General features: G+C 66.0%; 21 protein-coding genes. 12 read left to right on the top strand and 9 right to left on the bottom strand.

Annotated features, from left to right (window positions below):
* Nucleotides 1–222: 222 nt before the first annotated feature.
* On the bottom strand, nt 223–2,823 hold the full coding sequence (locus tag G7007_RS07615) for a glycosyltransferase (protein WP_181100451.1): 2,601 nt from the start codon (nt 2,821–2,823) through the stop codon (nt 223–225).
* A 248-nt stretch (nt 2,824–3,071) separates the two neighbouring features.
* Here G7007_RS07615 and tcdA point away from each other — a divergent pair, with 248 nt between their 5' ends.
* Complete coding sequence (gene tcdA, locus G7007_RS07610; protein ID WP_181100450.1) at nt 3,072–3,896, top strand: tRNA cyclic N6-threonylcarbamoyladenosine(37) synthase TcdA; 825 nt, start codon at nt 3,072–3,074, stop codon at nt 3,894–3,896.
* Here the strand turns inward: tcdA and G7007_RS07605 are convergent.
* The 4 genes from G7007_RS07605 to G7007_RS07590 all read right to left on the bottom strand — a co-directional run bounded on the left by G7007_RS07605 (nt 3,875) and on the right by G7007_RS07590 (nt 6,979).
* Nucleotides 3,875–4,285: a SufE family protein gene (locus G7007_RS07605; RefSeq protein ID WP_181100449.1), complete on the bottom strand. Its 411-nt coding sequence runs from the start codon at nt 4,283–4,285 to the stop codon at nt 3,875–3,877. The genes tcdA and G7007_RS07605 overlap by 22 nt on opposite strands.
* Nucleotides 4,282–5,487 carry an aminotransferase class V-fold PLP-dependent enzyme gene (locus G7007_RS07600; RefSeq protein WP_181100448.1) on the bottom strand — a complete coding sequence of 402 codons (1,206 nt, stop codon included), beginning with the start codon at nt 5,485–5,487 and terminating at the stop codon, nt 4,282–4,284. Before G7007_RS07600 ends, G7007_RS07605 begins: the two co-directional genes overlap by 4 nt.
* A gap of 74 nt (nt 5,488–5,561) precedes the next feature.
* Nucleotides 5,562–6,596, bottom strand: coding sequence for a 2,3,4,5-tetrahydropyridine-2,6-dicarboxylate N-succinyltransferase (gene dapD, locus G7007_RS07595; RefSeq protein ID WP_060392833.1), 1,035 nt, complete (start codon nt 6,594–6,596; stop codon nt 5,562–5,564).
* A 35-nt stretch (nt 6,597–6,631) separates the two neighbouring features.
* Nucleotides 6,632–6,979, bottom strand: coding sequence for an ArsC family reductase (locus G7007_RS07590; RefSeq protein ID WP_181100470.1), 348 nt, complete (start codon nt 6,977–6,979; stop codon nt 6,632–6,634).
* Nucleotides 6,980–7,362: 383 nt separating this feature from the next.
* Here G7007_RS07590 and G7007_RS07585 point away from each other — a divergent pair, with 383 nt between their 5' ends.
* The gene (locus tag G7007_RS07585) at nt 7,363–9,009 is read left to right on the top strand and encodes a Na+/H+ antiporter (protein ID WP_181100447.1); all 1,647 of its coding nucleotides are present in this window, start codon (nt 7,363–7,365) and stop codon (nt 9,007–9,009) included.
* A gap of 9 nt (nt 9,010–9,018) precedes the next feature.
* On the opposite strand, the gene G7007_RS07580 is transcribed toward G7007_RS07585, so the two are convergent.
* The 4 genes from G7007_RS07580 to map form a co-directional block, all read right to left on the bottom strand.
* A complete protein-coding gene (locus tag G7007_RS07580; RefSeq protein ID WP_181100446.1) occupies nt 9,019–9,744 on the bottom strand; it encodes a M12 family metallopeptidase in 726 nt (241 codons plus the stop codon).
* An 84-nt stretch (nt 9,745–9,828) separates the two neighbouring features.
* Nucleotides 9,829–11,022, bottom strand: coding sequence for a succinyldiaminopimelate transaminase (gene dapC, locus G7007_RS07575; RefSeq protein ID WP_181100445.1), 1,194 nt, complete (start codon nt 11,020–11,022; stop codon nt 9,829–9,831).
* Nucleotides 11,023–11,044: 22 nt separating this feature from the next.
* On the bottom strand, nt 11,045–13,744 hold the full coding sequence (locus G7007_RS07570) for a [protein-PII] uridylyltransferase (RefSeq protein WP_181100444.1): 2,700 nt from the start codon (nt 13,742–13,744) through the stop codon (nt 11,045–11,047).
* Nucleotides 13,745–13,778: 34 nt separating this feature from the next.
* The gene (gene map / locus G7007_RS07565; protein ID WP_181100443.1) at nt 13,779–14,561 is read right to left on the bottom strand and encodes a type I methionyl aminopeptidase; all 783 of its coding nucleotides are present in this window, start codon (nt 14,559–14,561) and stop codon (nt 13,779–13,781) included.
* Between the two features lie 293 nt (nt 14,562–14,854).
* Here map and rpsB point away from each other — a divergent pair, with 293 nt between their 5' ends.
* From rpsB to G7007_RS07515, 10 genes are all read left to right on the top strand, one after another.
* Nucleotides 14,855–15,592: a 30S ribosomal protein S2 gene (gene rpsB / locus G7007_RS07560; protein WP_060392840.1), complete on the top strand. Its 738-nt coding sequence runs from the start codon at nt 14,855–14,857 to the stop codon at nt 15,590–15,592.
* Nucleotides 15,593–15,773: 181 nt separating this feature from the next.
* Nucleotides 15,774–16,637, top strand: coding sequence for a translation elongation factor Ts (gene tsf / locus G7007_RS07555; protein ID WP_181100442.1), 864 nt, complete (start codon nt 15,774–15,776; stop codon nt 16,635–16,637).
* A gap of 183 nt (nt 16,638–16,820) precedes the next feature.
* Nucleotides 16,821–17,564: a UMP kinase gene (gene pyrH, locus G7007_RS07550; RefSeq protein ID WP_060392842.1), complete on the top strand. Its 744-nt coding sequence runs from the start codon at nt 16,821–16,823 to the stop codon at nt 17,562–17,564.
* The gene (gene frr, locus G7007_RS07545; protein WP_060392843.1) at nt 17,561–18,118 is read left to right on the top strand and encodes a ribosome recycling factor; all 558 of its coding nucleotides are present in this window, start codon (nt 17,561–17,563) and stop codon (nt 18,116–18,118) included. The genes pyrH and frr overlap by 4 nt, the downstream gene beginning before the upstream one ends.
* Before the next feature lie 15 nt (nt 18,119–18,133).
* Nucleotides 18,134–18,889, top strand: a complete 756-nt coding sequence (gene uppS, locus G7007_RS07540; protein WP_060392844.1) for a polyprenyl diphosphate synthase — start codon at nt 18,134–18,136, stop codon at nt 18,887–18,889.
* Nucleotides 18,889–19,704 carry a phosphatidate cytidylyltransferase gene (locus tag G7007_RS07535; protein WP_181100441.1) on the top strand — a complete coding sequence of 272 codons (816 nt, stop codon included), beginning with the start codon at nt 18,889–18,891 and terminating at the stop codon, nt 19,702–19,704. Before uppS ends, G7007_RS07535 begins: the two co-directional genes overlap by 1 nt.
* Nucleotides 19,701–20,891 carry a 1-deoxy-D-xylulose-5-phosphate reductoisomerase gene (gene ispC / locus G7007_RS07530; RefSeq protein ID WP_181100440.1) on the top strand — a complete coding sequence of 397 codons (1,191 nt, stop codon included), beginning with the start codon at nt 19,701–19,703 and terminating at the stop codon, nt 20,889–20,891. Before G7007_RS07535 ends, ispC begins: the two co-directional genes overlap by 4 nt.
* 47 nt (nt 20,892–20,938) lie before the next feature.
* Nucleotides 20,939–22,291, top strand: a complete 1,353-nt coding sequence (gene rseP, locus G7007_RS07525; protein ID WP_181100439.1) for an RIP metalloprotease RseP — start codon at nt 20,939–20,941, stop codon at nt 22,289–22,291.
* Nucleotides 22,292–22,363: 72 nt separating this feature from the next.
* Nucleotides 22,364–24,709 (top strand): outer membrane protein assembly factor BamA, encoded by a 2,346-nt coding sequence (bamA, locus tag G7007_RS07520; RefSeq protein ID WP_181100438.1) that lies wholly within the window; start codon nt 22,364–22,366, stop codon nt 24,707–24,709.
* Nucleotides 24,710–24,820: 111 nt separating this feature from the next.
* Nucleotides 24,821–25,258 (top strand): OmpH family outer membrane protein, encoded by a 438-nt coding sequence (locus tag G7007_RS07515; RefSeq protein ID WP_375139483.1) that lies wholly within the window; start codon nt 24,821–24,823, stop codon nt 25,256–25,258.
* The last annotated feature ends 1 nt before the right edge of the window (nt 25,259 follow it).

Here is a 25,259-nt window from a genome sequence, read left to right as displayed (position 1 = left end):
CGCGACAGAACCGCCCCCGGTCCGGACCCTGAGGCCAACCTGTAGGAGCGGCCCCAGCGCCGCGATGGACTGCGCAGCGGTCCCAGGATCGGCCAGATCCTGGCGCATCAAGGCCACACATAAAGTCCGTTATCTTATATCAAAGCCACGCCGAGGGCACGTCCGACGCGACCGCGCCATGGTCTCTGAAGACGTCGGACCTGGCACGCCATGGCCCACGTATCAAGCGCCTTCCCCATGAGAAGCCCGCTCTGCCAGCGTCTCTCGCCGTGGCAACGACGACAGAAACGCCATCACCAGGGCCGCCAGGTAGGGCAGCGACTGCACCAGCAGCATCACCACCCAGAAGCGCATGTCCGTGTTGGGCAGGCCCTGGACCAGGCAGATGCCCGCCGCCGCGCTCCACAACAGCAACAGGATGAACAGCTCCTCCCGGGCCTCGGCGATGGCCACCAGCACGCCATGGCTGTCGGCGTGCTTGGGGGTGCGGATGAACGGCATGCTGCGGGTGAAGAACCCGTATAGCACCGCCTTGGCGATGGTGTGCGACAGCGCCAGGCCGGCCAGGGCCGCCGCGAAGGCGTCCTTCAGGTCGACGCCCACCGCGCGGCGGTAGAGGAACAGGATCTTGCCGACCTTGAAGCCGAACAGCGCCAGGGGCGGGATGGCGAACATCAGCAAGGGCGGATCGACCCGCTGGGGCACGATGATCATCGCCGCCGACCAGAGCAGCGCACCGACGGTGAAGAAGATGTTCATGCCGTCGGCGATCCAGGGCAGCCAGCCGGCCAGAAAATGGTAGCGCTGCCCGCGGGTCAGCTCGCTGCCACGGCCGCGCAGCAGGGCACCGGCATGGTGCTTGATGATCTGGATGGCGCCATACGCCCAGCGGAAACGCTGCTTCTTGAAGTCGATGAAGGTGTCCGGCATCAACCCCTGGCCATAGCTGGCGTGGGCGTAGGCGGCCGAATAGCCGCGCTCGAACACCCGCAGGCCCAGCTCGGCATCCTCGCAGATGCACCACTCGGCCCAGCCCAGCTCGTCGAGCACCGAGCGGCGTGTCATGGTCATGGTGCCGTGCTGGATGATCGCATTGCGTTCGTTGCGAGTGACCATGCCGATGTGGAAGAAGCCCTTGTACTCGCTGTAGCAGAGCGTCTTGAACAGGCTCTCGTGCGCGTCTCGGTAGTCCTGGGGCGACTGCACCACGGCGATCGTCGGGTCGGCGAAGTGCGGCACCATGTGCTTGAGCCAGTGGCGATCGACACAGTAGTCCGAGTCGATCACCGCGACCACCTCGGCATCCGCAGCGGTGTGCGGCAGCAGGTAGTTCAGCGCGCCGCCCTTGAACCCTGCGAGCGGCGAGACATGGAAGAACCTGAAGCGTTCGCCGAGACGCTCGCAGTGCGCCTTGAGCGGTTCCCACACGGCCGGATCCTGGGTGTTGTTGTCGATCACCAGCACTTCGAAGTCGGGGTAGTCCAGCGCGGCCAGGGCATCGAGGGTCTGCTTGACCATCTCCGGCGGCTCGTTGTAGCACGGCACGTGCACCGACACCTTGGGGCGGTAGGCGCGGTCGGTGTGCACCGGCAGGAATTCCCGGCGGCGCTTGTGGATCCAGACCGCCTCGGCCAGCTCGTGGGCCTCGGTCAGCAGCACGATGAACACGCCCAGCGCGCCCAGCCCCAGCAGCACGCCCACGGTCAGGCTGAACCAAGTGCTGTACTGCTGGCTGTAGTCGTAGGCGATCCACACCAGCACCGAGCCGCAGAGAAACGCGATGACGGTCAGGAAGGTGCGCCCGCGCTGGCGCAGGGTCGAGCCATCGATCAGCAGCAGCGCCAAAGCCAGCAGGGCCAGCACCACCGAGGCCACGGCCAGGGCGCGCCACTGCGGGATCGCCACCACCGGGCCTTCGAAATTGAATTTCTGCTGGCGCGCGGCGTTGAACACGCCCCAGTACGCACCCACCGACCCTTCGTCGCTGGCTTTCCAGGGTTGGTCGTAGGCTTCGATCACAAAGTAGTTGTAGCCGCGCCGGTTGAGCGTGTTGACCAGGGTGCGCAGGTAGATGGCCTGGTCGGCCTGGGTGGCGTCGGCGCCGCCGCGCATGCGCCCGTTGCTCGGCCAGCCGACCTCGGACAGCAGCAGCGGCTTGCGCGGGAACTGCTGCTTGAGCTCGCGGGCACGGTCGAGCACGAACTGCACCGCATCGCTCATCGGCACGAACTCCCAGTACGGCAGGATGTGCGCGGCGATCAGGTCCACGTGCCCGGCCAGCTCGGGGTGCGCCTTCCAGATGTGCCACTGCTCGCTGGTGGTGACCGGCACCTTGACGGCGGCGCGCACCCGGTCCAGGTAGGCGATCAACCCCTCGGGTGTGACCTCCTCGCGAAACAGCGCTTCGTTGCCGACCACCACGCGGATCACGCTGCGCGAGGTATTGGCCAGCGCGATGGCCCGGGCGATCTCGCGCTCGTTGCGTTCCAGGTCCGAGCTGATCCAGATGCCCAGGGTCACCCGCAGGCCCAGTTCCTCGGCCAGCCGGGGGATTTGCGCCTGGCTGCCTTCGACGGTGTAGAGGCGGATGCTGTCGGTCAGCGCGCTCAGTTGCGTCAGGTCTTCGCGCAGCTCCTGCTCGCTGGGGTACTGACCCCGCTGCGGGCTTTCGTTCAGGCGAAACGGCGAATACGAGAAGCCCGAGATCTGTTCGGGCCAGGCGGGGGCGGACACCGGGCGATTGATCAAGGCCCAGAAGCCAGTGAACAAGGCGGCGATGACCAGCACCACGACCAGGTTGAGGCCGAATTTGCGTGACGACATAAGCGAGTGAGATTCCAACGCCCTGGCCGGCGAGGGCAGGAGCGGCTGTCCGAAGGTGAGGGGTTCCGTCCTGCCGGGAGCGTGGGCTTTTCCCTGTAGGCCATGGCTCATTAAAGCAGGGTTGCGCAGATTAATCCCCTTGACGGACGCACCCTTGAGCTCCTGGCGGGCTGGCGCCGGCCTGTCGGTGGTTCGTCATCCGGCCAACTGCTTTATACTGCGCGCCGGTTTTTTCAAGGTTTGGCGACATGAGCACAGAAGATCCACGCTTCGCCGGCGTTGCCCGGCTGTACGGCGACGATGGCCTCGAGCGCCTGCGCCGCGCCCACGTCGGCGTGGTCGGCATCGGCGGGGTCGGCTCCTGGGTGGCCGAAGCCCTGGCGCGCAGCGGGGTAGGCGAGATCACCCTGTTCGACCTCGACGATGTCTGCGTGAGCAACACCAACCGCCAGGCCCACGCGCTCGAGGGGCAGGTCGGCCGTGCCAAGGTCGAGGTCATGGCCGAGCGGTTGCGCGCCATCAACCCGGCCTGCGTGGTGCATGCGGTGGCCGATTTCGTGACCCGCGACACCATGGTCGAGTACATCCACGAAGGCTTCGACGGTGTGGTCGACTGCATCGACAGTGTCAAGGCCAAGGCCGCGCTGATCGCCTGGTGCCGGCGGCGCAAGATCGCCATCGTCACCACGGGCGGCGCCGGCGGGCAGATCGACCCGACCCAGATCCAGGTCGGCGACCTCAACAAGACCTTCAACGACCCGCTGGCTTCGCGGGTGCGCTCGACCCTGCGCCGCGACTACCAGTTCTCGCGCAACGTCAGCCGCAACTACGGGGTGCCGTGCGTGTTCTCCAGCGAGCAGCTGCGCTACCCGAAAGGCGATGGCAGCGTCTGCCTGCAGAAGAGTTTCGTCGGTGAAGGCGTGCGCCTGGACTGCGCCGGCGGCTTCGGCGCGGTGATGATGGTCACCGCGACCTTCGGCATGGTCGCCGCCAGCAAACTGGTGGAAAAACTGGTGGGCGGCGCGCGACGTCCTGCGGAGCGTGCCGCGGCTCAGGCACCAGCAGCCAGTTGAGCCATGCGCTGCAGCACGGCGTGCAGGCCGTTGCTGCGTGAGGGGGTGAGCTGACGCTCAAGGCCCAGCTGCGCGAACCAGTCGGCCAGGTCGACATGGGCCAGTGCGTCCTGGTCGAGCCCCTGCACGCGCACCAGCAGTACCGCCAGCAAGCCCTTGAGCAGCCGCGCCTCGCTGTCGGCCTGGAACTGCCAGTGCCCGTCGACGGCCTGCGCGGTCAGCCAGACCACGCTTTCGCAACCGTGCACCCGGTTGGCATCGACTTTGTCGGCATCCGCCAGCGGGGACAACCGCTGCCCCCACTGCATCAGCAGGCGCGCGCGCTGTTCCCAGCCCTGCGCTTGCTCGAAGGCCAGCAGGGTCTCGCGGGCCGCAGTCGACAGGCTCATCGCAACAGCTCCAGGGCCTGGTCGAAGGCGTCGAAGAACCGCGCCAGGTCGTCGCCGTCGTTGTACAGGCCCAGCGACACGCGGATCGCGCCGCCCAGGCCGAGCTGCTCGAGCAGCGGCATGGCGCAATGATGCCCCACGCGCACGGCGATGCCCTGTTCGGTCAGCAGGTGGGCGATGTCGGCATTGTGCACGCCTTCGACCACGAAGCTGGCCAGTGCCACCTCAGGATCGCCCAGCAGGCGCACGCCCTCGCGTGCGCGCAGGCCCTCGCACAGCGCACGGTGCAGCGCGGCCTCGTGAGCCGCCACGGCCGCCAGGTCCAGGCCGTTCAGGTACGCCAGGGTCGCCCCCAGCCCGATCACGCCCGCCACCGGTGGCGTGCCCGCTTCGAACCCCAGGGGCGCGGAACGGAAGCTTGCCTCATGGTAGTCGGCCAGGTGCACCATCTCGCCGCCGTACTGCCAGTGCTTCAGCTGAGACAGCGCTGCCGGGCGCCCGTACAGCACGCCCACACCGTCCGGCCCATACAATTTGTGGCTGGAGAATACGTAGAAATCGCAGCCCAGGGCGTGCAGGTCGGGCCGGCCGTGGACCACGCCTTGAGCCCCATCGACCACGCTCAGGGCCCCTTGGGCACGGGCGTGGGTCAACAAGGGTGCCAGGGGTTGCCAGGTGCCCAGCACGTTGGACAGCTGGCTGACCGCCACCAGCCGGGTCCGCGGGCCGATCAGCTGCAGCGCCTGTTCCACGTCGATGCGGCCCTGCCCGTCGATCGGCAGGATCACCAGACGCAGGCCGCGGCGCCGTGCCAGCTGCTGCCAAGGCAGCAGGTTGGCGTGGTGCTCCAGGGCGCTGACGGCGATTTCGTCGCCGGCCTCCAAGCCATGTTCGAGGCCGTAGGCCAGCAGGTTCAGCGCCGAGGTGGCCCCGTGGGTGAAGATGAACTGCTGGGCCTCGCCACCCCCTGTCCAGGCGGCCAATGCGCTGCGCGTCGCCTCGAATGCCTGGGTCGCCAGGGCGCCCGGCACGTGCTGGGCCCGGTGGACGTTGGCGGCGCCCCCGCCGTAATAGTGATTGAGAGCGTCCAGCATGGCCTGGGGTTTCTGGGCGGTGGCCGCGCTGTCCAGGTAGGTCTGGTGCTGGCGGTGCAGGGCAGCGACGGCGGGGAAGTCGGCGCGCCAGGGGGAGGGCTGGAACATGTGTAGGACCTGGAAAAGAAACGGGCCTGGCAAGAAGCCAGGCCCGATCTTATCACTTCAGGTCGCTGCAGGCCTCAGTTGTGGGCGTGCAGGGCCTCGTTCAGCTCGATGGCCGACTTGTGGGTCTTGCACTCGACCGCGCCGCTGACCGAATTGCGGCGGAACAGCAGGTCGGTCTGGCCCGCCAGGTCGCGCGCCTTGACCACCTTGACCAGCTGGTTCTGCTCGTCCAGCAGCTGCACCTTGGTGCCGGCGGTGATGTACAGGCCTGCCTCGACGGTGTTGCGGTCGCCCAGCGGGATGCCGATACCGGCGTTGGCGCCGATCAGGCAGCCTTCGCCGACGGTGATGACGATGTTGCCGCCACCGGACAGGGTGCCCATGGTCGAGCAGCCGCCACCCAGGTCCGACCCCTTGCCGACGAACACGCCGGCCGAGACACGGCCTTCGATCATGCCCGGGCCTTCGGTGCCGGCGTTAAAGTTGACGAAGCCCTCGTGCATGATGGTGGTGCCTTCGCCGATGTAGGCGCCCAGGCGGACCCGCGCGCTGTCGGCGATGCGCACACCGGCCGGCACCACGTAGTCGGTCATCTTCGGGAACTTGTCCACCGAGAAGACTTCCAGCAGGTCGCCGCGCAGGCGCGCTTCGAGCTGCTGCTCGGCCAGCTCGGCCAGGTCGATGGCACCCTGGCTGGTCCAGGCGATGTTCGGCAGCAGCGGGAAGATGCCGGCCAGGCTCACGCCATGGGGCTTGACCAGGCGGTGCGAGAGCAGGTGCAGCTTCAGGTAGGCTTCCGGGGTCGAGGTCAGGGCGCCGTCCTCGGCCAGCAGGGTCGCCACCAGCGGCTTCTGGCTTTCCGCCAGGCGGGTCAGCAGGGCAGCCTGGGCGGCATCGACCGAGCGCACGGCCTCGGCCAGTTGCGCGGCCTGGGTCGTGCTGATGGTGATGGCCTGGTTGCCGCCTTCGTAGCCAAGCACCGGGGCGATCGCCTCGACCAGGGCGCTGGAGGGGGCCACCAGGGGCAGCGCGTAGAAGACTTCCAGCCAGGTGCCCTGGCGGTTCTGGGTGCCGACGCCGAAGGCCAGGCTGAACAGGGTAGTGGACATGCGGTTACCTCTTGCGAATAAGGGAAAGCGGAAAATCAGGTCAGGGCGGCGGCGTACCGGTCGGGCGCGAAGCCGACCAGCGTGCGTTGGCCCAGATCCAGCACCGGGCGCTTGATCATCGAGGGCTGGGCCAGCATCAGGTCGATGGCCCTGGCCTGGTCGAGGTCGGCCTTGCTGGCCTCGTCGAGCTTGCGGAAGGTGGTGCCGGCACGGTTCAGGACGACCTGCCAGCCGTGCTCGTCGCACCAGCGCGCCAGACGGTCACGGTCGATGCCTTGGGTCTTGTAGTCGTGGAAGGTATAGGCGATGGCCTGCGCGTCGAGCCAGGTACGGGCCTTCTTCATGGTGTCGCAAGCCTTGATGCCGTAGAGAGTCGGGGTCATCGCGTGTCGGGAGGCCATACGCGGTTCGAACGGGCAGGAAGCGGTGCAGGGAGACTGATCGACCGGAAGGGAGCCGCAACGGGCTCTACCGTCTCCGAACGGTACAGGGCAACTCGACCGACCCCTGTCCGAGCCTGGCGTGCCGCCTCGGTGCTCCTTGAACAGTGGACGGCCGATTATGCGGCATCGACGGCGCGGATGCCATGAGCGCGGCACCTGAGGACCGTGCCGTGGTCCATTGCAGGTCGTCGCGGCCCTCGACGCGGGCGTCGCCGGGGTACGACGTTGGTCGCACGGTTCTGCCGTGCCCTTCAGCCTTACCATGACGCCGCCCGCGACCGCCGGCCGCCCTTGGCCTTCGCTCACACAGGACACATGCTCCAATGCAGTCAGCCTACACCGTGCTTATCCTGCTGACGCTGGTAAGTCTCTCCAAACTGCTGGTTCGCGTCGTTCCGCTGCCGTTGCCGTTGATCCAGATCGCCGCCGGAGCCTTGCTGGCCTGGCCGACCCTGGGCCTGCACGTGGCGCTGGACCCTGAACTGTTCCTCTTTCTGTTCCTGCCGCCGCTGCTGTTCGTCGACGGCTGGCGTATTCCGAAGCGCGCGCTGTGGCGGCTGCGCGGACCTGTGGTGGGGCTGGCGGTCGGGCTGGTGCTGTTCACCGTCGTCGGTGCCGGGTACTTCATCCATTGGCTGCTACCGAGCATTCCCCTGGCCGCCGCCTTCGCCCTGGCGGCGATCCTGTCGCCCACCGATGCGGTGGCCGTGTCGGCGATCACCCAGGACCGTCTGCCCAAGCCGTTGATGCACATGCTCCAGGGCGAGGCCCTGATGAACGATGCCTCGGGCCTGGTGACCTTCAAGTTCGCCCTGGCAGCGGCCATCACCGGGGCATTCTCGCTGGCCGAGGCCAGCGTGACCTTCCTGCTGGTGGCGCTGGGCGGGCTGGCGGTAGGCGTGGCCCTGAGCTGGCTGATCGGGCGGTTGCGCATGTGGATGATCGGCCGGGGCTGGGACGATCCGGCCACCCATGTGGTGTTCATGCTGCTGCTGCCGTTCGCCGCCTATGTCCTGGCCGAGCGCCTGGGGGCATCGGGCATCCTTTCGGCGGTGGCGGCCGGCATGATGCAGAGCTGGCTGGACCTGCTGCCGCGCCAGACTAGTACCCGGCTGCTCAACCGCAGCGTCTGGTCGCTGCTGGAGTTCGCCTTCAACGGGCTGATCTTCCTGCTGCTGGGCTTGCAGTTGCCTGATATCGTCAAGGCCGTGGCCAGTCACGAGACGTCGCTCTGGCCGACGCTGGCCTGGCGCTGCCTGGACGTGCTGGCGATCTTCGCCACCCTGGTGCTGCTGCGCTTCGTCTGGGTGCAAAGCGTCTGGCGCATCATCGGCCGGCTCCGCCATTGGCGGGGCAAGTCGGCCCTGGTGATGCTGCCGACCGCGCGTTCCTGCTGGCTGCTGACCCTGGGCGGCGTGCGCGGGGCGGTGACCTTGGCCGGTGTCATGTCGGTGCCCTTACTGATCGGCGCCGATCAGGCCTTCCCCCAGCGCGACCTGCTGATCTTCATCGCCGCGGGGGTGATCCTGCTGTCGCTGGTCAGCGCCTGCATCACCCTGCCACTGCTGCTGCGCGGGGTCGACAAGAGCGCCGACGAGCGCATGGACCAGGAAGTGCAGGAGGCCTGGCGACGGACGGCCGAGGCGGCCATCCATGCCTTGGAAGCCGAGGACTTGAGCGAAGCCGATGCGCCGCAGAACGCCGACCTGGCCACGCTTGCGGTCGAGCTCAAGGGGCGGCTGATGGCCGAGTACCGCGACCAGCTCGAACGCTACAACCACAGCGCCGAGACGCGCGCCCTGGCCGAGCGCATGGACCAGCTCGAGCGGCACCTGCGGCTCAAGGCCTTGCGCGCTCAGCGCCTGGAGCTCTACGCGCTGCACCGTCGGCACCAGGTCGGCAACGAGGTGGTCCGGCAGATCCTCGGTGAACTGGACCTGAGCGAGGCCAACCTGGCGCGGACCAAGTGAATCATCGCCTCAGCGAGGGTAGGCCAGGCGCATGAACTGCTTGTCCTTCTCGCTGATGCACGTGTTGATGCCGACCTCCCAGTCGCCCAGGGTCAGTTCCTGTGGCACCGGGTAATGCATGATCGAGTGGCGATCGTAAGGCGTCTTGCGCACCCGCGGGTTGTCGATCTTGGCCAGCACCGACTCGTCGACCACGGCCTTGGAATGACCCTTGGCGGCGTACCAGGCATAGACCTTCGGAATGTCCCAGGGGATGTCGGCATCCGGGTGCTGGTGCTCGTGCTCGGCGCCCAGGGCATGGCCGAATTCATGGATGACGGTGTGCTCGAAGCTGTCCATGTCGGGGGTGACCCCGAGCACCATGGAGGCATCGGCGCTGGTCAGCGCATCGGTGCCGAACATCGAGTAGTTGAAGGTCGGCGCACCGCCGGTGAAGACCTTGATCTCGCTGTCGCTGTCGTCCTCGACCCGCTCGAACCGCAGGTTCACGTAGGGCAGCCACTGACAGGCCGCCTCGAAGATCGCCTGCTTGAGCGACGTTTCCGGCTCATTGGTGAAGCTGATGCGCAGGGTACGGCCCGGCGCCCAGAGCTTGTCGACGTAGGCGATCGAACGCTTCTTGCGTCCCCCGCTCGATCCAGGGCCGGCGTTGGCCGGGTTTTCGGCGAGGGCGACCTGGTAGGCGAGCAGCGGGTCAGCGGCTTTGCGGCAGTGGCACAGCATCAGGTCCAGCATGGCGAGACTCCGGTGAGGTAGGGCCCCGGAGTCTCGTGCGGCGGCGTGTGCGCTGCGTGTTAGATAATGCTGGGCCGGGTGCGATCAGCGTGACAGAAAGTCACGGATGCGCTCGGCCGCTTCGATGCAGTCGGCCAGTGGAGCGACCAGGGCCATGCGCACGCGCCCGGCGCCTGGGTTGACGCCGTCCACCTCGCGCGACAGGTACGCGCCGGGCACCACCGTCACGTGCTCGGTCTCGAACAGGTCGCGGGCGAAGGCGGCGTCATCGCCCGGGACCTTGGCCCACAGGTAAAAGCTGCCGTCCGGGCGCTGGACGTCGAGCACCGGCTGCAGGATGTCCAGGACCGCGTCGAACTTGGCGCGGTACTGGTCGCGGTTGGCACGCACGTGCGCTTCGTCGCCCCAGGCCGCGATGCTCGCGCGCTGGGTCGGCACCGGCATGGCGCAGCCGTGGTAGGTGCGGTACAGCAGGAACGGCTTGAGGATGCGCGCATCGCCGGCGACGAAGCCCGAGCGCAGGCCGGGCAGGTTCGAACGCTTGGACAGGCTGTGGAACACCACGCAGCGGTGGAAATCCTGGCGGCCCAGTTCGGCGCAGGCCGTCAGCAGGCCGGCAGGCGGGTGGTCTTCGTCGAAGTACAGCTCGCTGTAGCACTCGTCGGCGGCGATCACGAAATCGTACTGGTCGGCCAGGGCGATCAGCTTCTTCAGGGTCTCGAGCGGCACCAGGGCGCCCGTCGGGTTGCCTGGCGAGCAGAGGAAGAGGATCTGGCAGCGCTGCCAGACTTGCGCCGGCACGGCGTCGAAGTCGGGGTTGAAGCCGTTGGCTTCGAGGCACGGCAGGTAGTGGGGCGTGGCGCCGGCCAGCAGCGCGGCGCCTTCGTAGATCTGGTAGAACGGATTGGGGCTCACCACCAGGCCCTCGTCGGCCCGGTTGACCACGGCCTGGGTGAACGCGAACAGGGCCTCGCGCGTGCCGTTGACCGGCAGCACGTGGCGCTCGGCATCGAGCCAGCCGGCGGGCACGCCGAAGCGCCGTTCGCACCACTGCGCGATCGACTGGCGCAGTGCAGGCAGGCCGAGGGTACTGGGGTAGACCGCCAGGTCCCCAAGGTGGTCCGCCAGGGTCTGGGTGACGAAGGCAGGCGACTCGTGCTTCGGCTCACCGATCGACAGGGCGATGGGGCGTTTGTCCGCCGCCGGCTTCACGCTGCCGAGCAGGGCGCGAAGTTTCTCGAACGGGTAGGGCTGAAGCTGGGTCAGGGCATGGTTCATCGGCGCAAGGTCTCGTCAATCGTCAAAAGGTGACGCGGGTAGGGGTGCCATCGCTCTGCTGGCCTGCCTGCAACTGGCGCACGATCGCCTCCTGCAGGCGGCTGCACAGTTGCGGGTCGGACAGTGGCTGGTTGTCGGCATCGGTGATGAAGAACACGTCCTCGACCCGCTCGCCCAGGGTGGCGATCTTGGCGTTCTGCAAGGACAGGTCGAACTCCAGGAAGATCCGGCCGATGCGCGCCAGCAACCCGGGACGATCCGGGGCGGTCAGCTCCAGGACGGTCACCGGCCGCTGCGCGTCGTTGTGGATGGTCACCTGCGGGGCGAAGGTGAAGTGCTTGAGCTGGCGCGGCACCCGCCGCTGGATGATGGTCGGGTAGTCTTCGGGCGTGCGCAGCGCTTCGGTCAACCCCTCGCGGATCTGGCGCACGCGTTGGGGGTCGTCGCCGATGGATCCGCCATCGGTGTCCAGCACGATGTAGGTGTCGAGGGTGAACTGGCTGCTGGAAGTGATGATCCGCGCGTCGTGGATGTTCAGGTTGAGCTGCGACATGGCCGCCACGGTCACGGCGAAGAAGTCGTGCTGGTCCGGTGCATAGATGAAGATCTGCGTGCCGCCCTCGAACTCGCGCTGGGTGGTTTCCTTGATCAGCACCAGCGGGCCGCCGTCGGCAGGCTGCTGGAGGATGGCATCGGTGTGCCAGGCGACGTCGGCGGAGGTGTGGCGCAGGAAATAGTCGTCGCCCAGCTGCGACCAGAGCTGTTCGACGTCGTCCGGGTCGGTGCCCTCGCGCACCAGGATGTCCAGCGCGGCGCTCTGGGTCTGGCGGATCAGCTCTTCGCGGTCCAGCGGGTTTTCCAGGCCGCGGCGCAGGGCGCGCTTGGTCTCGGTGTAGAGCTGGCGCAGCAGGCTGGCGCGCCAGGAATTCCACAGGCTCGGGTTGGTGGCGTTGATGTCGGCCACGGTGAGCACGTAGAGATAGTCCAGGCGCGTCTCGTCGCCGACCAGCAGCGCGAAGTCGTGGATCACCTGCGGGTCGGACAGGTCCTTGCGCTGGGCCGTGGTGGACATGCTCAGGTGGTGGCGCACCAGCCAGACGATCAGGCGGCTGTCCCAGGCCGGGAGGTGATGACGTCGGCAGAACGCCTCGGCCTCTTCGGCGCCGATTTCCGAATGGTCGCCCTGGCGGCCCTTGCCGATGTCGTGGTACAGGCCGGCCAGGTAGATCAGCTCCGGCTTGGGCAGGCGCCCCATCAGCTTGCTGGCCAGCGGGAATTTTTCCGATACCGGCGTGTACTGCAGCTTGCGCAGGTGCTTGATCAGATTGAGCGTGTGCGCATCGACCGTGTAGATGTGGAACAGGTCGTGCTGCATCTGCCCGACGATGAAGCCGAACTCGGGCAGGTAGCGCCCGAGGATGCCGTAGCGGTTCATGCGCCGCAGGTTGCGGTGGATGCCCACCTCGCACTTGAACAGCTCGATGAACAGGCTGGTGTTGCGGATGTCGTGGCGGAAGGCGTCGTCGATCAGGTGCCGGTGCTCGCGCAGCAGGCGCACGGTGTCGGCGCGCACGCCCTTGATCGCCGGGTGCTGGGCCATCAGAACGAAGATTTCCAGCATGGCGAACGGGGTGCGCTTGAACACCTGGGCGTTGACCGCTTCGAGGTAGCCATCGTGCAGGCGGAAGCGCGGGTTGAGCGGCTGGGTCGTGCCGTTGTCGTCGGCCAGGATCACTTCTTCGAAGTGCTGGATGATCAGGTCGCACAACTGGCTGATGCTCATCACCACCCGGTAGTACTGCTGCATGAACTGTTCGATGGCGCGCTTGGGGTTTTCATCGTCGTAGCCGAGCAGGGTGGCCACGCTGCGCTGGTGATCGAACAGCAGGCGATCCTCGGCGCGCCCGGCGAGCATGTGCAGGGCATAGCGCACCTTCCACAGGAATGACTGGGACGAGGCCAGCAGTTCGTTCTCGCTCTCCAGCAGGAAACCTTCACCGGCCAGGGCGTGCAGGTTCAGCGTGCCGTAGTGGCGCCGCGCGACCCAAAGCACGGTCTGGATGTCGCGCAGCCCGCCTGGCGAACCCTTGACGTTGGGCTCGAGGTTGTACTCGGTGTCGTTGTACTTGTAGTGACGTGCCTGCAGCTCGGCGCGCTTGGCCAGGAAGAACGCCTTGCTCGGCCACATGTGGGCGGTCCCGGTGGCCTCGAGCATGCGCTTGCGCAGCGTCTCGGGGCCGGCGATGGTGCGGCTTTCCATGAGGTTGGTGATGACCGTGATGTCGGCGCGGGCCTGCTCGGCGCATTCGGCGACGCTGCGCACGCTCTGCCCGACTTCCAGGCCGATGTCCCACAGCAGGGTCAGCAGCTGCTCGATGGCGCCCCGGTAGCGTTCATGGTCGTCCTCGCCCAGCAGGATCAGCAGGTCGATGTCCGAATAAGGGTGCAGCTCGCCACGGCCGTAGCCGCCCACGGCCACCAGGGCGATGCCGCCCGGCTCGCCCCAGTCGAACTGGTTCCAGGCCTGCTGCAGCAGGTTGTCGACGAGCCAGGCGCGGTCCTCGATCAGCCGACGTACGTCGCGACCGTCGCGAAAGCGCCGGTCGAGCACGTCGCCGGCCTGGCGCATGGCCTTCTTGAAGGCCGCGATAGGGCTGGCCTTGAGCGCCAGCTCGGCCTGGAACTGGCCGCGGTCGAACAGTTCGGGATCCACCTGGGGCATCGATCGGGTTCCTGTCTGGGCAGTCGGCCGGGTATCAGGCCGAGGTGCGCGGGAGGGTGTCGTCCTTGCGCAGGGTGAAGATCTCGTAGCCGGTGGCCGTCACCAGCAGGGTGTGCTCCCACTGCGCCGACAGCTTGCGGTCCTTGGTGATCGCCGTCCAACCATCGCCCAGTACCTTGGTGTCGGCCTTGCCCTGGTTGATCATCGGCTCGATGGTGAAGGTCATGCCCTCCTGGAGGATCATGCCGGTGCCGGCCTTGCCGTAGTGCAGCACCTGGGGCTCTTCGTGGAACACCTTGCCGATGCCGTGGCCGCAGAACTCGCGCACCACGGAGAAGCCGTTCTTCTCGGCGTGCTTCTGGATCACCTCGCCGATGTCGCCGAGGCGGCAACCCGGACGCACCAGCTCGATGGCCTTGTACAGGCATTCCTGGGTGACCTGGGACAGGCGCTCGGCCCAAGGCGCGACGGTGCCGACGTGGAACATGCGGCTGGTGTCGCCGTGGTAGCCGTCCTTGATCACGGTGACGTCGATGTTCAGCGTGTCGCCATCCTTGAGCGGCTTGTCGCCCGGGATGCCGTGGCAGACCACGTGGTTGATCGAGGTGCAGATCGACTTGGGGAAGCCCTTGTAGTTCAGGGGCGCGGGGATGGCCTTCTGCACGTTGACGATGTAGTCGTGGCACAGGCGGTCGAGGTGCTCGGTGGTCACACCGGGCTTGACGTGCTCTTCGATCATTTCGAGCACGTCGGCGGCCAGGCGGCCGGCGATCCGCATCTTTTCGATGTCTTCGGCGGTCTTGAGGGTTACGGTCATTGCAGGCTCTCTACGGCGCCGCCAGGGCGCGAACGAACGGAAAACCGCGATTCTAGCAGACCTGGCCGCGTTTCTGGGCCTTCCGCCCGCGTGCCATGCCATGTCCGGGGGCGCAAGGTTCTGGTTCCGTTCCCCCGTCGGCTGTGGTATAACATGCGCCGCTTTCGGGGACGACCCCGTCAGCCTGAACCCACACACGTGTCGGCACGATGGCCTGGGTGCCGCGGATCACTGGATGCGCGGTTGGTCATTGGGATGCGTGGAGGCCCAACCCGACTTATCAAGGAACAATCATGTCCCAAGTCAACATGCGCGATATGCTGAAGGCCGGTGTGCACTTCGGCCACCAGACCCGTTACTGGAACCCGAAGATGGGCAAGTACATCTTCGGCGCGCGCAACAAGATCCACATCATCAACCTGGAAAAAACCCTGCCGCTGTTCAACGACGCACTGTCGTTCGTCGAGCGTCTGGCCCAGGGCAAGAACAAGATCATGTTCGTCGGCACCAAGCGTTCCGCGGGCAAGATCGTCGCCGAGCAGGCAGCACGTTGCGGCTCGCCGTACGTCGACCACCGCTGGTTGGGCGGCATGCTGACCAACTACAAGACCATCCGCGCTTCGATCAAGCGTCTGCGTGACCTGGAAACCCAGGCCGAAGACGGCACGTTCACCAAGCTGACCAAGAAAGAAGCGCTGATGCGTTCGCGCGACCTGGAAAAGCTGGACCGTAGCCTGGGCGGCATCAAGGACATGGGCGGCCTGCCGGACGCACTGTTCGTGATCGACGTCGACCACGAGCGCATCGCCATCACCGAAGCCAACAAGCTGGGCATCCCGGTCATCGGCGTTGTCGATACCAACAGCAGCCCGGAAGGCGTCGACTACGTCATCCCAGGCAACGACGACGCCATCCGCGCCATCGAGCTGTACATGACTTCGATGGCCGACGCCATCATCCGCGGCCGCAACAACGTGGCTGGCGGTACCGAAGTCTACGCTGAAGAAGCGGCTGCACCCGCTGCCGAGTAAGAGACGCTAGCGTCGACTGGGCACGCGAAAAGGGGGCTAGGCCCCCTTTTTGCCACCTTGAGATCCTGCTGTCGGCAACCGTGCCTTTCAGGGCATAGGGGCGCAGACAGCGGATTGGCAGAATTGAACGCCCGTCATCGACGGGTGGAATGGTTGAAAAACTTTCCAAGAGGATTTTGAAATGGCAGCAATTACTGCAGCGCTGGTCAAAGAACTGCGCGAGCGTACCGGCGAAGGCATGATGGATTGCAAGAAAGCCCTGGAAAAGGCTGGCGGCGACATCGAAAAAGCCATTGACGACATGCGTGCCTCGGGCGCCATCAAGGCCGCTAAAAAGGCTGGCAACGTCGCTGCCGAAGGCGCGATCGCCGTCAAGACCGACGGCACGTCCGCCGTCCTGCTGGAAGTGAACTCGCAGACCGACTTCCTGGCCCTGCAAGACGACTTCAAGAACTTCGTCGCCGAAAGCCTGGAAGAAGCCTTCGCCCAGAAGCTGACCGACGCCGCGCCGCTGATCGCCTCGCGCGAAGCCGCTCGTGAAGCCCTGGTCGCCAAGTGTGGCGAAAACGTCAACATCCGCCGCCTGGTGCGCGTGGAAGGCGACGTCGTCGGTGCCTACCTGCACGGCAACAAGATCGGCGCTGTCGTCGTTCTGAAAGGCGGTGACGTCGAGCTGGCCAAGAACATCGCCATGCACGTCGCGGCATCGAACCCGGAATTCCTGGACTCGTCGGAAATCTCCGCCGAAGCCATCGAGCGCGAGAAGGGCGTCTTCCTGCAGCTCAACGCCGACAAGATCGCTGGCAAGCCAGAGAACATCGTCGAGAACATGATCAACGGCCGCATCACCAAGTTCAAGGCCGAAGCCTCGCTCAAAGAGCAGGCCTTCGTCATGAACCCGGAAGTCAAGGTCGGCGAGCTGGCCAAGAAAGCCGGCGCTGAAATCGTGTCCTTCACCTACTTCAAGGTGGGCGAAGGCATCGAGAAGCCAATCGACGACTTCGCTGCTGAAGTTGCCGCACAGGTTGCTGCCGCCAAGCAGTAAGACAGCCCCGTCTGTCGCCCCGAAGAGGCTGCCCGCTCACGCGCGCAGCCTCTTTTTCAAAGCGCCTGCCGGTTTACCCTGCCGGCAGGCGTTGGCGCTGAAGCAGCGCCGCGCTACAGTCTTTGGCAGGCTGCATCCAGCCCGCTCAGAATTTTCTATACAACGCCGCAGGAGAGACTCGCAATGGCTCAGCAGGTGAGTGGTCGCCAACCTCGCTATAAACGCATTTTGCTCAAACTTAGCGGCGAGGCCCTGATGGGTTCGGAAGAGTTTGGCATCGACCCGAAGGTCCTGGACCGCATGGCCCTGGAAGTCGGGCAGCTGGTCGGCATCGGCGTCGAGGTCGGCCTGGTGATCGGCGGTGGCAACCTGTTCCGCGGTGCCGCGCTGAGTGCCGCCGGCATGGACCGCGTCACCGGTGACCACATGGGCATGCTGGCCACGGTCATGAACGCCCTGGCCATGCGCGACGCCCTGGAGCGCTCGAACATCTCGGCCATCGTCATGTCGGCGATTTCCATGGTGGGCGTGACCGATCATTACGATCGCCGCAAAGCCAATCGTCAACTCAAGTCCGGCGATGTGGTAATTTTCTCCGCCGGCACGGGCAACCCGTTCTTCACCACCGACTCCGCCGCCTGCCTGCGCGCCATCGAGATCGATGCCGACGTGGTGCTGAAGGCGACCAAGGTCGATGGCGTGTACACCGCCGACCCGTTCAAGGATCCGCACGCGGAGAAGTTCGATCGCCTGACCTACGACGAGGTCCTCGATCGCAAGCTCGGCGTCATGGACCTGACCGCGATCTGCCTGTGCCGCGACCACAAGATGCCACTGCGTGTCTTCAACATGAACAAGCCTGGCGCCCTGCTGAACATCGTGGTGGGTGGCGCCGAAGGAACCCTGATCGAGGAAGGCCAAGCATGATCAACGACATCAAGAAAGACGCCCAGGACCGCATGGGCAAGTCCCTGGAGGCCTTGGCACGCAACCTGGCGGCCATCCGCACCGGCCGTGCCCACCCCAGCATCCTGGACAGCGTCAAGGTCCCGGCCTGGGGCAGCGAGATGCCACTGAACCAGGTCGCCGCCGTCAGCGTCGAGGACGCGCGCACCCTGAAGATCGTCGCCCATGACAAGAACCTCAGCGCCGCGATCGAGAAGGCCATCCTGACCTCCGACCTGGGCCTGAACCCCTCCAGCGCCGGCACCACCATTCGTGTCCCGATGCCAGCCCTGACCGAGGAGACCCGCAAGGGCTACACCAAGCAGGCCAGCGGCGTCGCCGAGGATGCCAAGGTCGCCGTGCGCAACGTCCGTCGTGATGCCCTGGCCGACTTGAAGAAGCTGACCAAGGACAAGGAGATCAGCGAAGACGAAGAGCGTCGCGCCGCTGACGAAATCCAGAAGCTGACCGACAAGTACGTGGCCGAGGTCGATGCTGCCTTCAAGGCCAAGGAAAAGGACCTGATGGCCGTCTAAGGCCAGGGTTTTTCAATGGAAAAGACCAAGCCAGCGGCCCCGTCCTCGGTGCCGCGTCATGTCGCGATCATCATGGACGGCAACAACCGCTGGGCCAAGCGTCGCCTGTTGCCTGGCGTCGCCGGGCACAAGGCGGGGGTCGACGCCGTTCGCGCAGTCATCGAAGTCTGCGCCGAGGCGGGGGTCGAGGTGCTGACCCTGTTCGCCTTCTCCAGCGAGAACTGGCAGCGTCCGGCCGATGAAGTGGGCGCGTTGATGGAGCTGTTCTTCTCGGCCCTGCGCCGGGAAGCCCGGCGCCTCAACGAAAACGGCATCTGCCTGCGCATCATCGGGGATCGCTCGCGCTTTCACCCCGAACTGCAGCAGGCGATCCGCGAGGCCGAATCGCTGACGGCGGGCAATACCCGGTTCACCTTGCAGGTCGCCGCCAACTACGGCGGCCAGTGGGACATCGCCCAGGCCGCGCAGCGCCTGGCCCGCGAGGTCCAGGCCGGGCACCTGCGCCCGGAAGACATCACCCCCGGGTTGCTGCAGACCTGTCTGGTCACCGGCGACCTGCCGTTGCCGGACCTGTGCATCCGTACCGGTGGCGAGCATCGCATCAGCAACTTCCTGCTCTGGCAGCTGGCCTATGCCGAGCTGTACTTTTCCGACCTGTACTGGCCGGATTTCAAACACGACGCCATGCGCACCGCGCTGGCCGATTTCGCTTCGCGCCAGCGTCGTTTCGGTAAGACGAGCGAGCAGGTCGAATCTGGAGCTCGTGCCTAATGCTTAAACAACGCATCATCACCGCGCTGATCCTGCTGCCGATCGCCCTGGGCGGTTTCTTCCTGCTGCAAGGCGGAGACTTCGCCTTGTTCATCGGCCTGGTGGTCAGCCTGGGTGCCTGGGAGTGGGCGCGCCTGGCCGGGCTCGAGGCGCAGCCGCTGCGCCTGGCCTACGCGGCGGTCATCGCCGGCGCACTGATGGTGCTGCACCTGATGCCGGACCTGGCGCCGTGGGTGCTGGGCGCGTCGGTGATCTGGTGGGGGGTGGCCACCTGGCTGGTGCTGACCTATCCACGCAGCAGCGAGTTGTGGGCCAGCGCGGCGTGTCGCCTGCTGATCGGCGTGCTGGTGTTGCTGCCCGCCTGGCAGGGGCTGATCCTGCTCAAGCACTGGTCGATGGGCAATTGGCTGATCCTGTCGGTGATGATGCTGGTCTGGGCGGCCGACATCGGTGCCTATTTCTCCGGGCGAGCCTTCGGCAAGCGCAAGCTGGCGCCCCAGGTCAGCCCTGGCAAGAGCTGGGAAGGCGTCTACGGCGGGCTGGCGGTGAGCCTGGCGATCGTGGTCGCGGTCGGTCTGTACCGAGACTGGAGTCTGGGCCAACTGCTGATCGGCGTGCTGGGTGGGGCGCTGGTGGTGATGGCCTCGGTGATCGGCGACCTGACCGAAAGCATGTTCAAGCGCCGCTCCGGCATCAAGGACAGCAGCAACCTGCTACCCGGCCACGGCGGCGTGCTCGACCGCATCGACAGCCTGACGGCGGCCATCCCGCTGTTCGCCGTGCTGTTGTGGGCTGCCGAATGGGGTGTGATGTGAGTCGCGTGCAACAGGTCACCGTACTGGGGGCGACCGGCTCCATCGGCCTGAGCACGCTGGACGTGATCGCCCGCCATCCCGAGCAGTACCAGGTCTTCGCCTTGACCGGGTTCTCCCGCATCGACGAACTGCTGGCGCTGTGCGTGCAGCACCGCCCGGTCTGCGCCGTGGTGCCGGACGAGGCGGCGGCCCTGCGACTGCGCCAGGGCCTGGCGGCGGCGCAGGTGGCCGTCGAGGTGCTGGTGGGCGCGGCCGGCCTGTGCCAGGTGGCGTCGGCGCCGGAGGTCGACACGGTGATGGCGGCCATCGTCGGCGCTGCCGGGCTGCGACCGACCCTGGCCGCGGTCGAGGCGGGCAAGAAGGTGCTGCTGGCCAACAAGGAAGCGCTGGTGATGTCCGGTGCGCTGTTCATGCAGGCGGTGCAGCGCAGTGGCGCGGTGCTGCTGCCCATCGACAGCGAGCACAACGCGATCTTCCAGTGTCTGCCACACGACTATGCCCGAGGGCTGGACGCCGTGGGCGTGCGCCGGATCCTGCTCACGGCGTCGGGTGGTCCGTTCCGCGAACTGTCGGCCGACGCGTTGCTCGACGTCACCCCCGAGCAGGCCTGCGCGCACCCCAACTGGTCCATGGGGCGCAAGATCTCCGTGGATTCGGCGAGCATGATGAACAAGGGTCTGGAGCTGATCGAGGCCTGCTGGCTGTTCGACGCGCCGCCCTCGAAGGTCGAGGTGGTGGTGCACCCGCAGAGCGTCATCCATTCGCTGGTCGACTATGTGGATGGGTCGGTGCTGGCCCAGCTCGGCAATCCGGACATGCGCACGCCCATCGCCCATGCGCTGGCGTGGCCCCGGCGCATCGACTCGGGCGTGGCGCCGCTGGACCTGTTCGCCATCGCCCGGCTGGACTTCCAGATGCCTGACGACCAGCGCTTCCCCTGCCTGCGCCTGGCGCGAGACGCCGCGCAAGCGGGCGGCAGCGCCCCGGCCACGCTCAATGCGGCCAACGAAATCGCCGTGGAGGCGTTCCTCCAAGGGCGTATCCGCTTCCCCGAGATCGCGCGTATCATTGCGCAGGTCCTCGAACAGCAGCCGGTCGAGCCCGTGGCGTCGCTGGAGGCCGTGTTCGAGGCCGACCGGCGCGCCCGCGAGCTGTCGAGCCACTGGCTGGAGCGGCATGGCCGATAAGGCCGTCACCGCGCGCTGACCCTGGCTGAACGCCTTCGGAGATTCCCATGACTGCGCTCTACATGATTGTCGGCACCCTGATCGCCCTGGGCGTGCTGGTCACCTTCCACGAGTTCGGCCACTTCTGGGTGGCCCGTCGCTGTGGGGTCAAGGTGCTGCGCTTCTCGGTCGGCTTCGGCACGCCCCTGGTGCGCTGGCATGATCGCCAGGGCACCGAGTTCGTGATCGCCGCCATCCCCCTGGGCGGCTACGTGAAGATGCTCGACGAGCGCGAGGCGGCGGTGCCGGAGGCGCAGCTCGATCAGGCGTTCAACCGCAAGTCGGTGGGGCAGCGTATCGCCATCGTCGCCGCCGGGCCGATCGCCAACTTCCTGCTGGCCATCGTGTTCTTCTGGTTGCTGGCCATGCTCGGCAGCCAGCAGATCCGTCCGGTCATCGGCGCGGTCGAGCCCGGCAGCCTGGCGGCGCAGGCCGGTCTGCGCGACGGTCAGGAAATCGTGTCGGTCGACGGCGAGCCGACGACCGGCTGGTCGGCGGTGAACCTGCAACTGGTCCGGCGCCTCGGCGAGACCGGCACCGTGCGCGTCGGGGTGCTCGAGCCGGGCAGTACCACCGAGTCGTCGCACGCGGTCACCTTGAAGGACTGGCTCAAGGGGGAGGGTGAGCCCGACCCGATCCGGTCCCTGGGCCTGCGCCCATGGCGGCCGGCCATCGCCCCGGTGCTGGCCGAGCTCGACCCCAAGGGGCCTGCCGCAGCGGCAGGGCTCAAGACCGGCGATCGCTTGCTGACACTGGACGGCAAGGCGCTCGACGACTGGCAGCAGGTGGTCGACACGGTGCGCGGGCGTGCCGACAGCACGGTACAGCTGCGCCTGGAGCGCGATGGCCAGGTCATCGAGCGCAGCGTCACGCTGACGCACCGCGGGGAAGGCAGCGCGGCGTCCGGCTACCTGGGCGCGGGCGTGAAGGGCGGGCAATGGCCTGCCGAGATGCTGCGCGAAGTCCGCTACGGGCCGCTGGAAGCCGTCGGTCAGGGGCTGTCCAGAACCTGGTCGATGAGCGTGCTGACCCTGGAGTCGCTGAAGAAAATGCTGTTCGGCGAGCTCTCGGTAAAAAACTTGAGTGGACCGATAACCATTGCTAAAGTGGCGGGCGCTTCAGCCCAGTCCGGCGTCGGTGATTTCCTGAATTTCCTCGCCTACCTGAGCATAAGCCTGGGAGTTCTGAACCTGCTGCCCATTCCCGTGCTGGATGGGGGGCATTTGCTGTTCTACCTGATCGAGTGGACGCGCGGTCGTCCGCTCTCGGATCGGGTGCAAGGTTGGGGGGTCCAGATCGGTGTCAGTTTGGTCCTTGGGGTGATGCTACTCGCCCTGATCAACGATCTGGGTCGACTTTAACGCTACGCGCATTGCGAACCTGCCGCCCCCGTGCGGCAGGTTGTTTATTGCCAGTTGGAATAAAAGGACTTCATGAAACGTCTGCTGCTAACTGCGGTGCTTTCCGCATTGATGATCGCTGAAGTTCACGCCGAGTCCTTCACCATCTCCGATATTCGTGTCAATGGCCTGCAGCGGGTGTCCGCCGGCAGCGTGTTCGGCGCCTTGCCCCTGAACGTGGGTGACCAGGCCGACGATCGGCGCCTGGTGGACTCGACCCGTTCGCTGTTCCGGACCGGCTTCTTCCAGGACATCGAACTGAGCCGTGACGGCAACGTTCTGATCATCAACGTGGTCGAGCGCCCGTCGGTGGCGAGCATCGAGATCGAAGGCAACAAGGCCATCAGCACCGACGACCTGATGAAAGGGCTCAAGCAGTCCGGCCTGGCCGAAGGCGAGATCTTTCAGCGCGCCACGCTCGAAGGCGTGCGCAACGAGCTGCAGCGCCAGTACGTGGCCCAGGGCCGCTACTCGGCCGAGGTCAATGCCGAAGTCGTGCCCGAGCCGCGCAACCGCGTGGGCATCAAGATCACGATCAACGAAGGCGAAGTCGCGGCCATCCAGCACATCAACGTGGTCGGCAACACCGTGTTCGACGACGACGAGCTGAGCAGCCTGTTCGAGCTCAAGACCTCCAACTGGCTGTCGTTCATCCGCAACGACGACAAGTACGCCCGCGAAAAGCTCTCCGGTGACCTGGAGCGCCTGCGTTCCTACTACCTGGACCGCGGCTACATCAACATGGACATCGCCTCCACCCAGGTGTCCATCACGCCGGACAAGAAGCACGTCTACATCACCGTCAACATCAACGAAGGCGAGAAGTACAGCGTCCGTGACGTGAAGCTCTCGGGCGACCTCAAGCTGCCCGAAGACCAGGTCAAGTCGCTGCTGCTGGTGCAGCCGGGCCAGGTGTTCTCGCGCAAGGTGATGACCAGCACGTCCGAGCTGATCACCCGCCGCCTGGGCAACGAGGGCTACACCTTCGCCAACGTCAACGGCGTGCCGCAACCGAACGACCAGGACCACACCGTCGACATCACCTTCGTGGTGGATCCGGGCAAGCGCGCCTACGTCAACCGCATCAACTTCCGCGGCAACACCAAGACCGACGACGTGGTGCTGCGCCGCGAGATGCGCCAGATGGAAGGCGGCTGGGCCTCGACCTACCTGATCGACCAGTCCAAGACCCGTCTGGAGCGCCTGGGCTTCTTCAAGGAAGCCAACGTCGAGACGCCGCCGGTGCCGGGCACCGACGACCAGGTCGACGTGAACTACAGCGTCGAGGAGCAGGCCTCCGGTTCGATCACCGCCAGCGTCGGCTTCGCCCAGAGCGCCGGCCTGATCCTGGGCGGCTCGATCAGCCAGAGCAACTTCCTCGGCACCGGCAACAAGGTGTCCATCGGCCTGAACCGCAGCGAATACCAGACCCGGTACAACTTCGGCTTCGTCGACCCCTACTGGACCGCCGACGGCGTGAGCCTGGGCTACAACGCCTTCTATCGCAGCACCGACTACGACGACCTCGACGTCGACGTGGCGAGCTATGCGGTGGACAGCCTGGGCATGGGCGTCAACATCGGCTACCCGATCAGCGAGACCTCGCGCCTGACCTACGGGTTGAGCGTGCAGCAGGACGAGATCAAGACCGGCAAGTACACCGTCGATGAGATCTTCGACTTCCTCGACAAGGAAGGCAAGGACTTCACCAACTTCAAGGCCTCGGTCGGTTGGTCGGAATCGACCCTGAACAAGGGTGTGCTGGCAACGCGCGGTCATTCCCAGAGCCTGACCTTCGAAACCACCATTCCCGGCAGCGACCTGTCGTTCTACAAGCTCGACTACCGTGGCCAGGTCTTCAAGCCGATCACCAACAACTACACCCTGCGTCTGCACACGGAGCTGGGGTATGGTGACGGCTTCGGTTCGACCTCGGGGCTACCGTTCTACGAGAACTACTATGCCGGTGGCTTCAACTCGGTACGTGGTTTCAAGGACAACACCCTTGGTCCACGCAGTACGCCAAGTACCGGTAAAAACGGAACGGAAAGGGACCCCGATCAGGACCCCTTGGCCTTCGGCGGCAACGTCCTCATCCAGGGCGGCGCCGAACTGCTCTTCCCGCTGCCCTTCGTCAAGGACCAGCGCTCGCTGCGTACCTCGGTCTTCTGGGACGTGGGCAACGTGTTCGACACCAACTGCGGCTCCTCGCGCAACTGCCCGAGCGTCGGGTTCGGCGACATGGCCAGTTCGGTCGGCCTGGGCGTGACCTGGATCACCGCCCTCGGCCCGCTGAGCTTCAGCCTGGCGATGCCGATCAAGAAACCGGACGACGCCGAAACCCAAGTGTTCCAATTCTCCCTGGGCCAGACCTTCTGAGGTCTGACCCGAGCTCAACGACAACGGATCTTGCAGGAGTACATCGTGCGCAACCTGTTCAAACTGGCCATCGTGGCCGCGGCGCTGGTCGCCACCCCGGCCTTCGCCGAAATGAAAGTCGCCGTGCTGAACTATCAGATGGCCCTGCTCGAATCCGACGCCGCCAAGAAGTACGCGGTCGATGCCGAGAAGAAGTTCGGCCCGCAGCTTTCCAAGCTCAAGACCCTGGAAAGCAGCGCCAAGGGCATCCAGGATCGCATCATCAAGGGTGGCGACAAGATGCCGCAGCCTGAGCGTGAGCGCCTGGAACTCGAGTTCAAGCAGAAGGCCCGCGACTTCCAGTTCCAGTCCAAGGAGCTGAACGAAGCCAAGGCGGTCGCCGACCGTGACATGCTCAAGCAGCTCAAGCCCAAGCTCGACGGCGCGGTCGAGGAAGTGATCAAGAAGGGCGGCTTCGACCTGGTACTCGAGCGCGGCGCGGTCATCGATGTCAAGCCTCAGTACGACATCACCCGCCAAGTCATCGAGCGCATGAACCAAGCCCGTTGAT

Origin of the sequence: Pseudomonas entomophila, assembly GCF_013523125.1 — a bacterium.
GTDB classification, from domain to species: domain Bacteria; phylum Pseudomonadota; class Gammaproteobacteria; order Pseudomonadales; family Pseudomonadaceae; genus Aquipseudomonas; species Aquipseudomonas entomophila_B.
The sequence above is the reverse complement of the archived record's forward strand: the minus strand, read 5'-3'. Positions and strand labels throughout refer to the sequence as shown.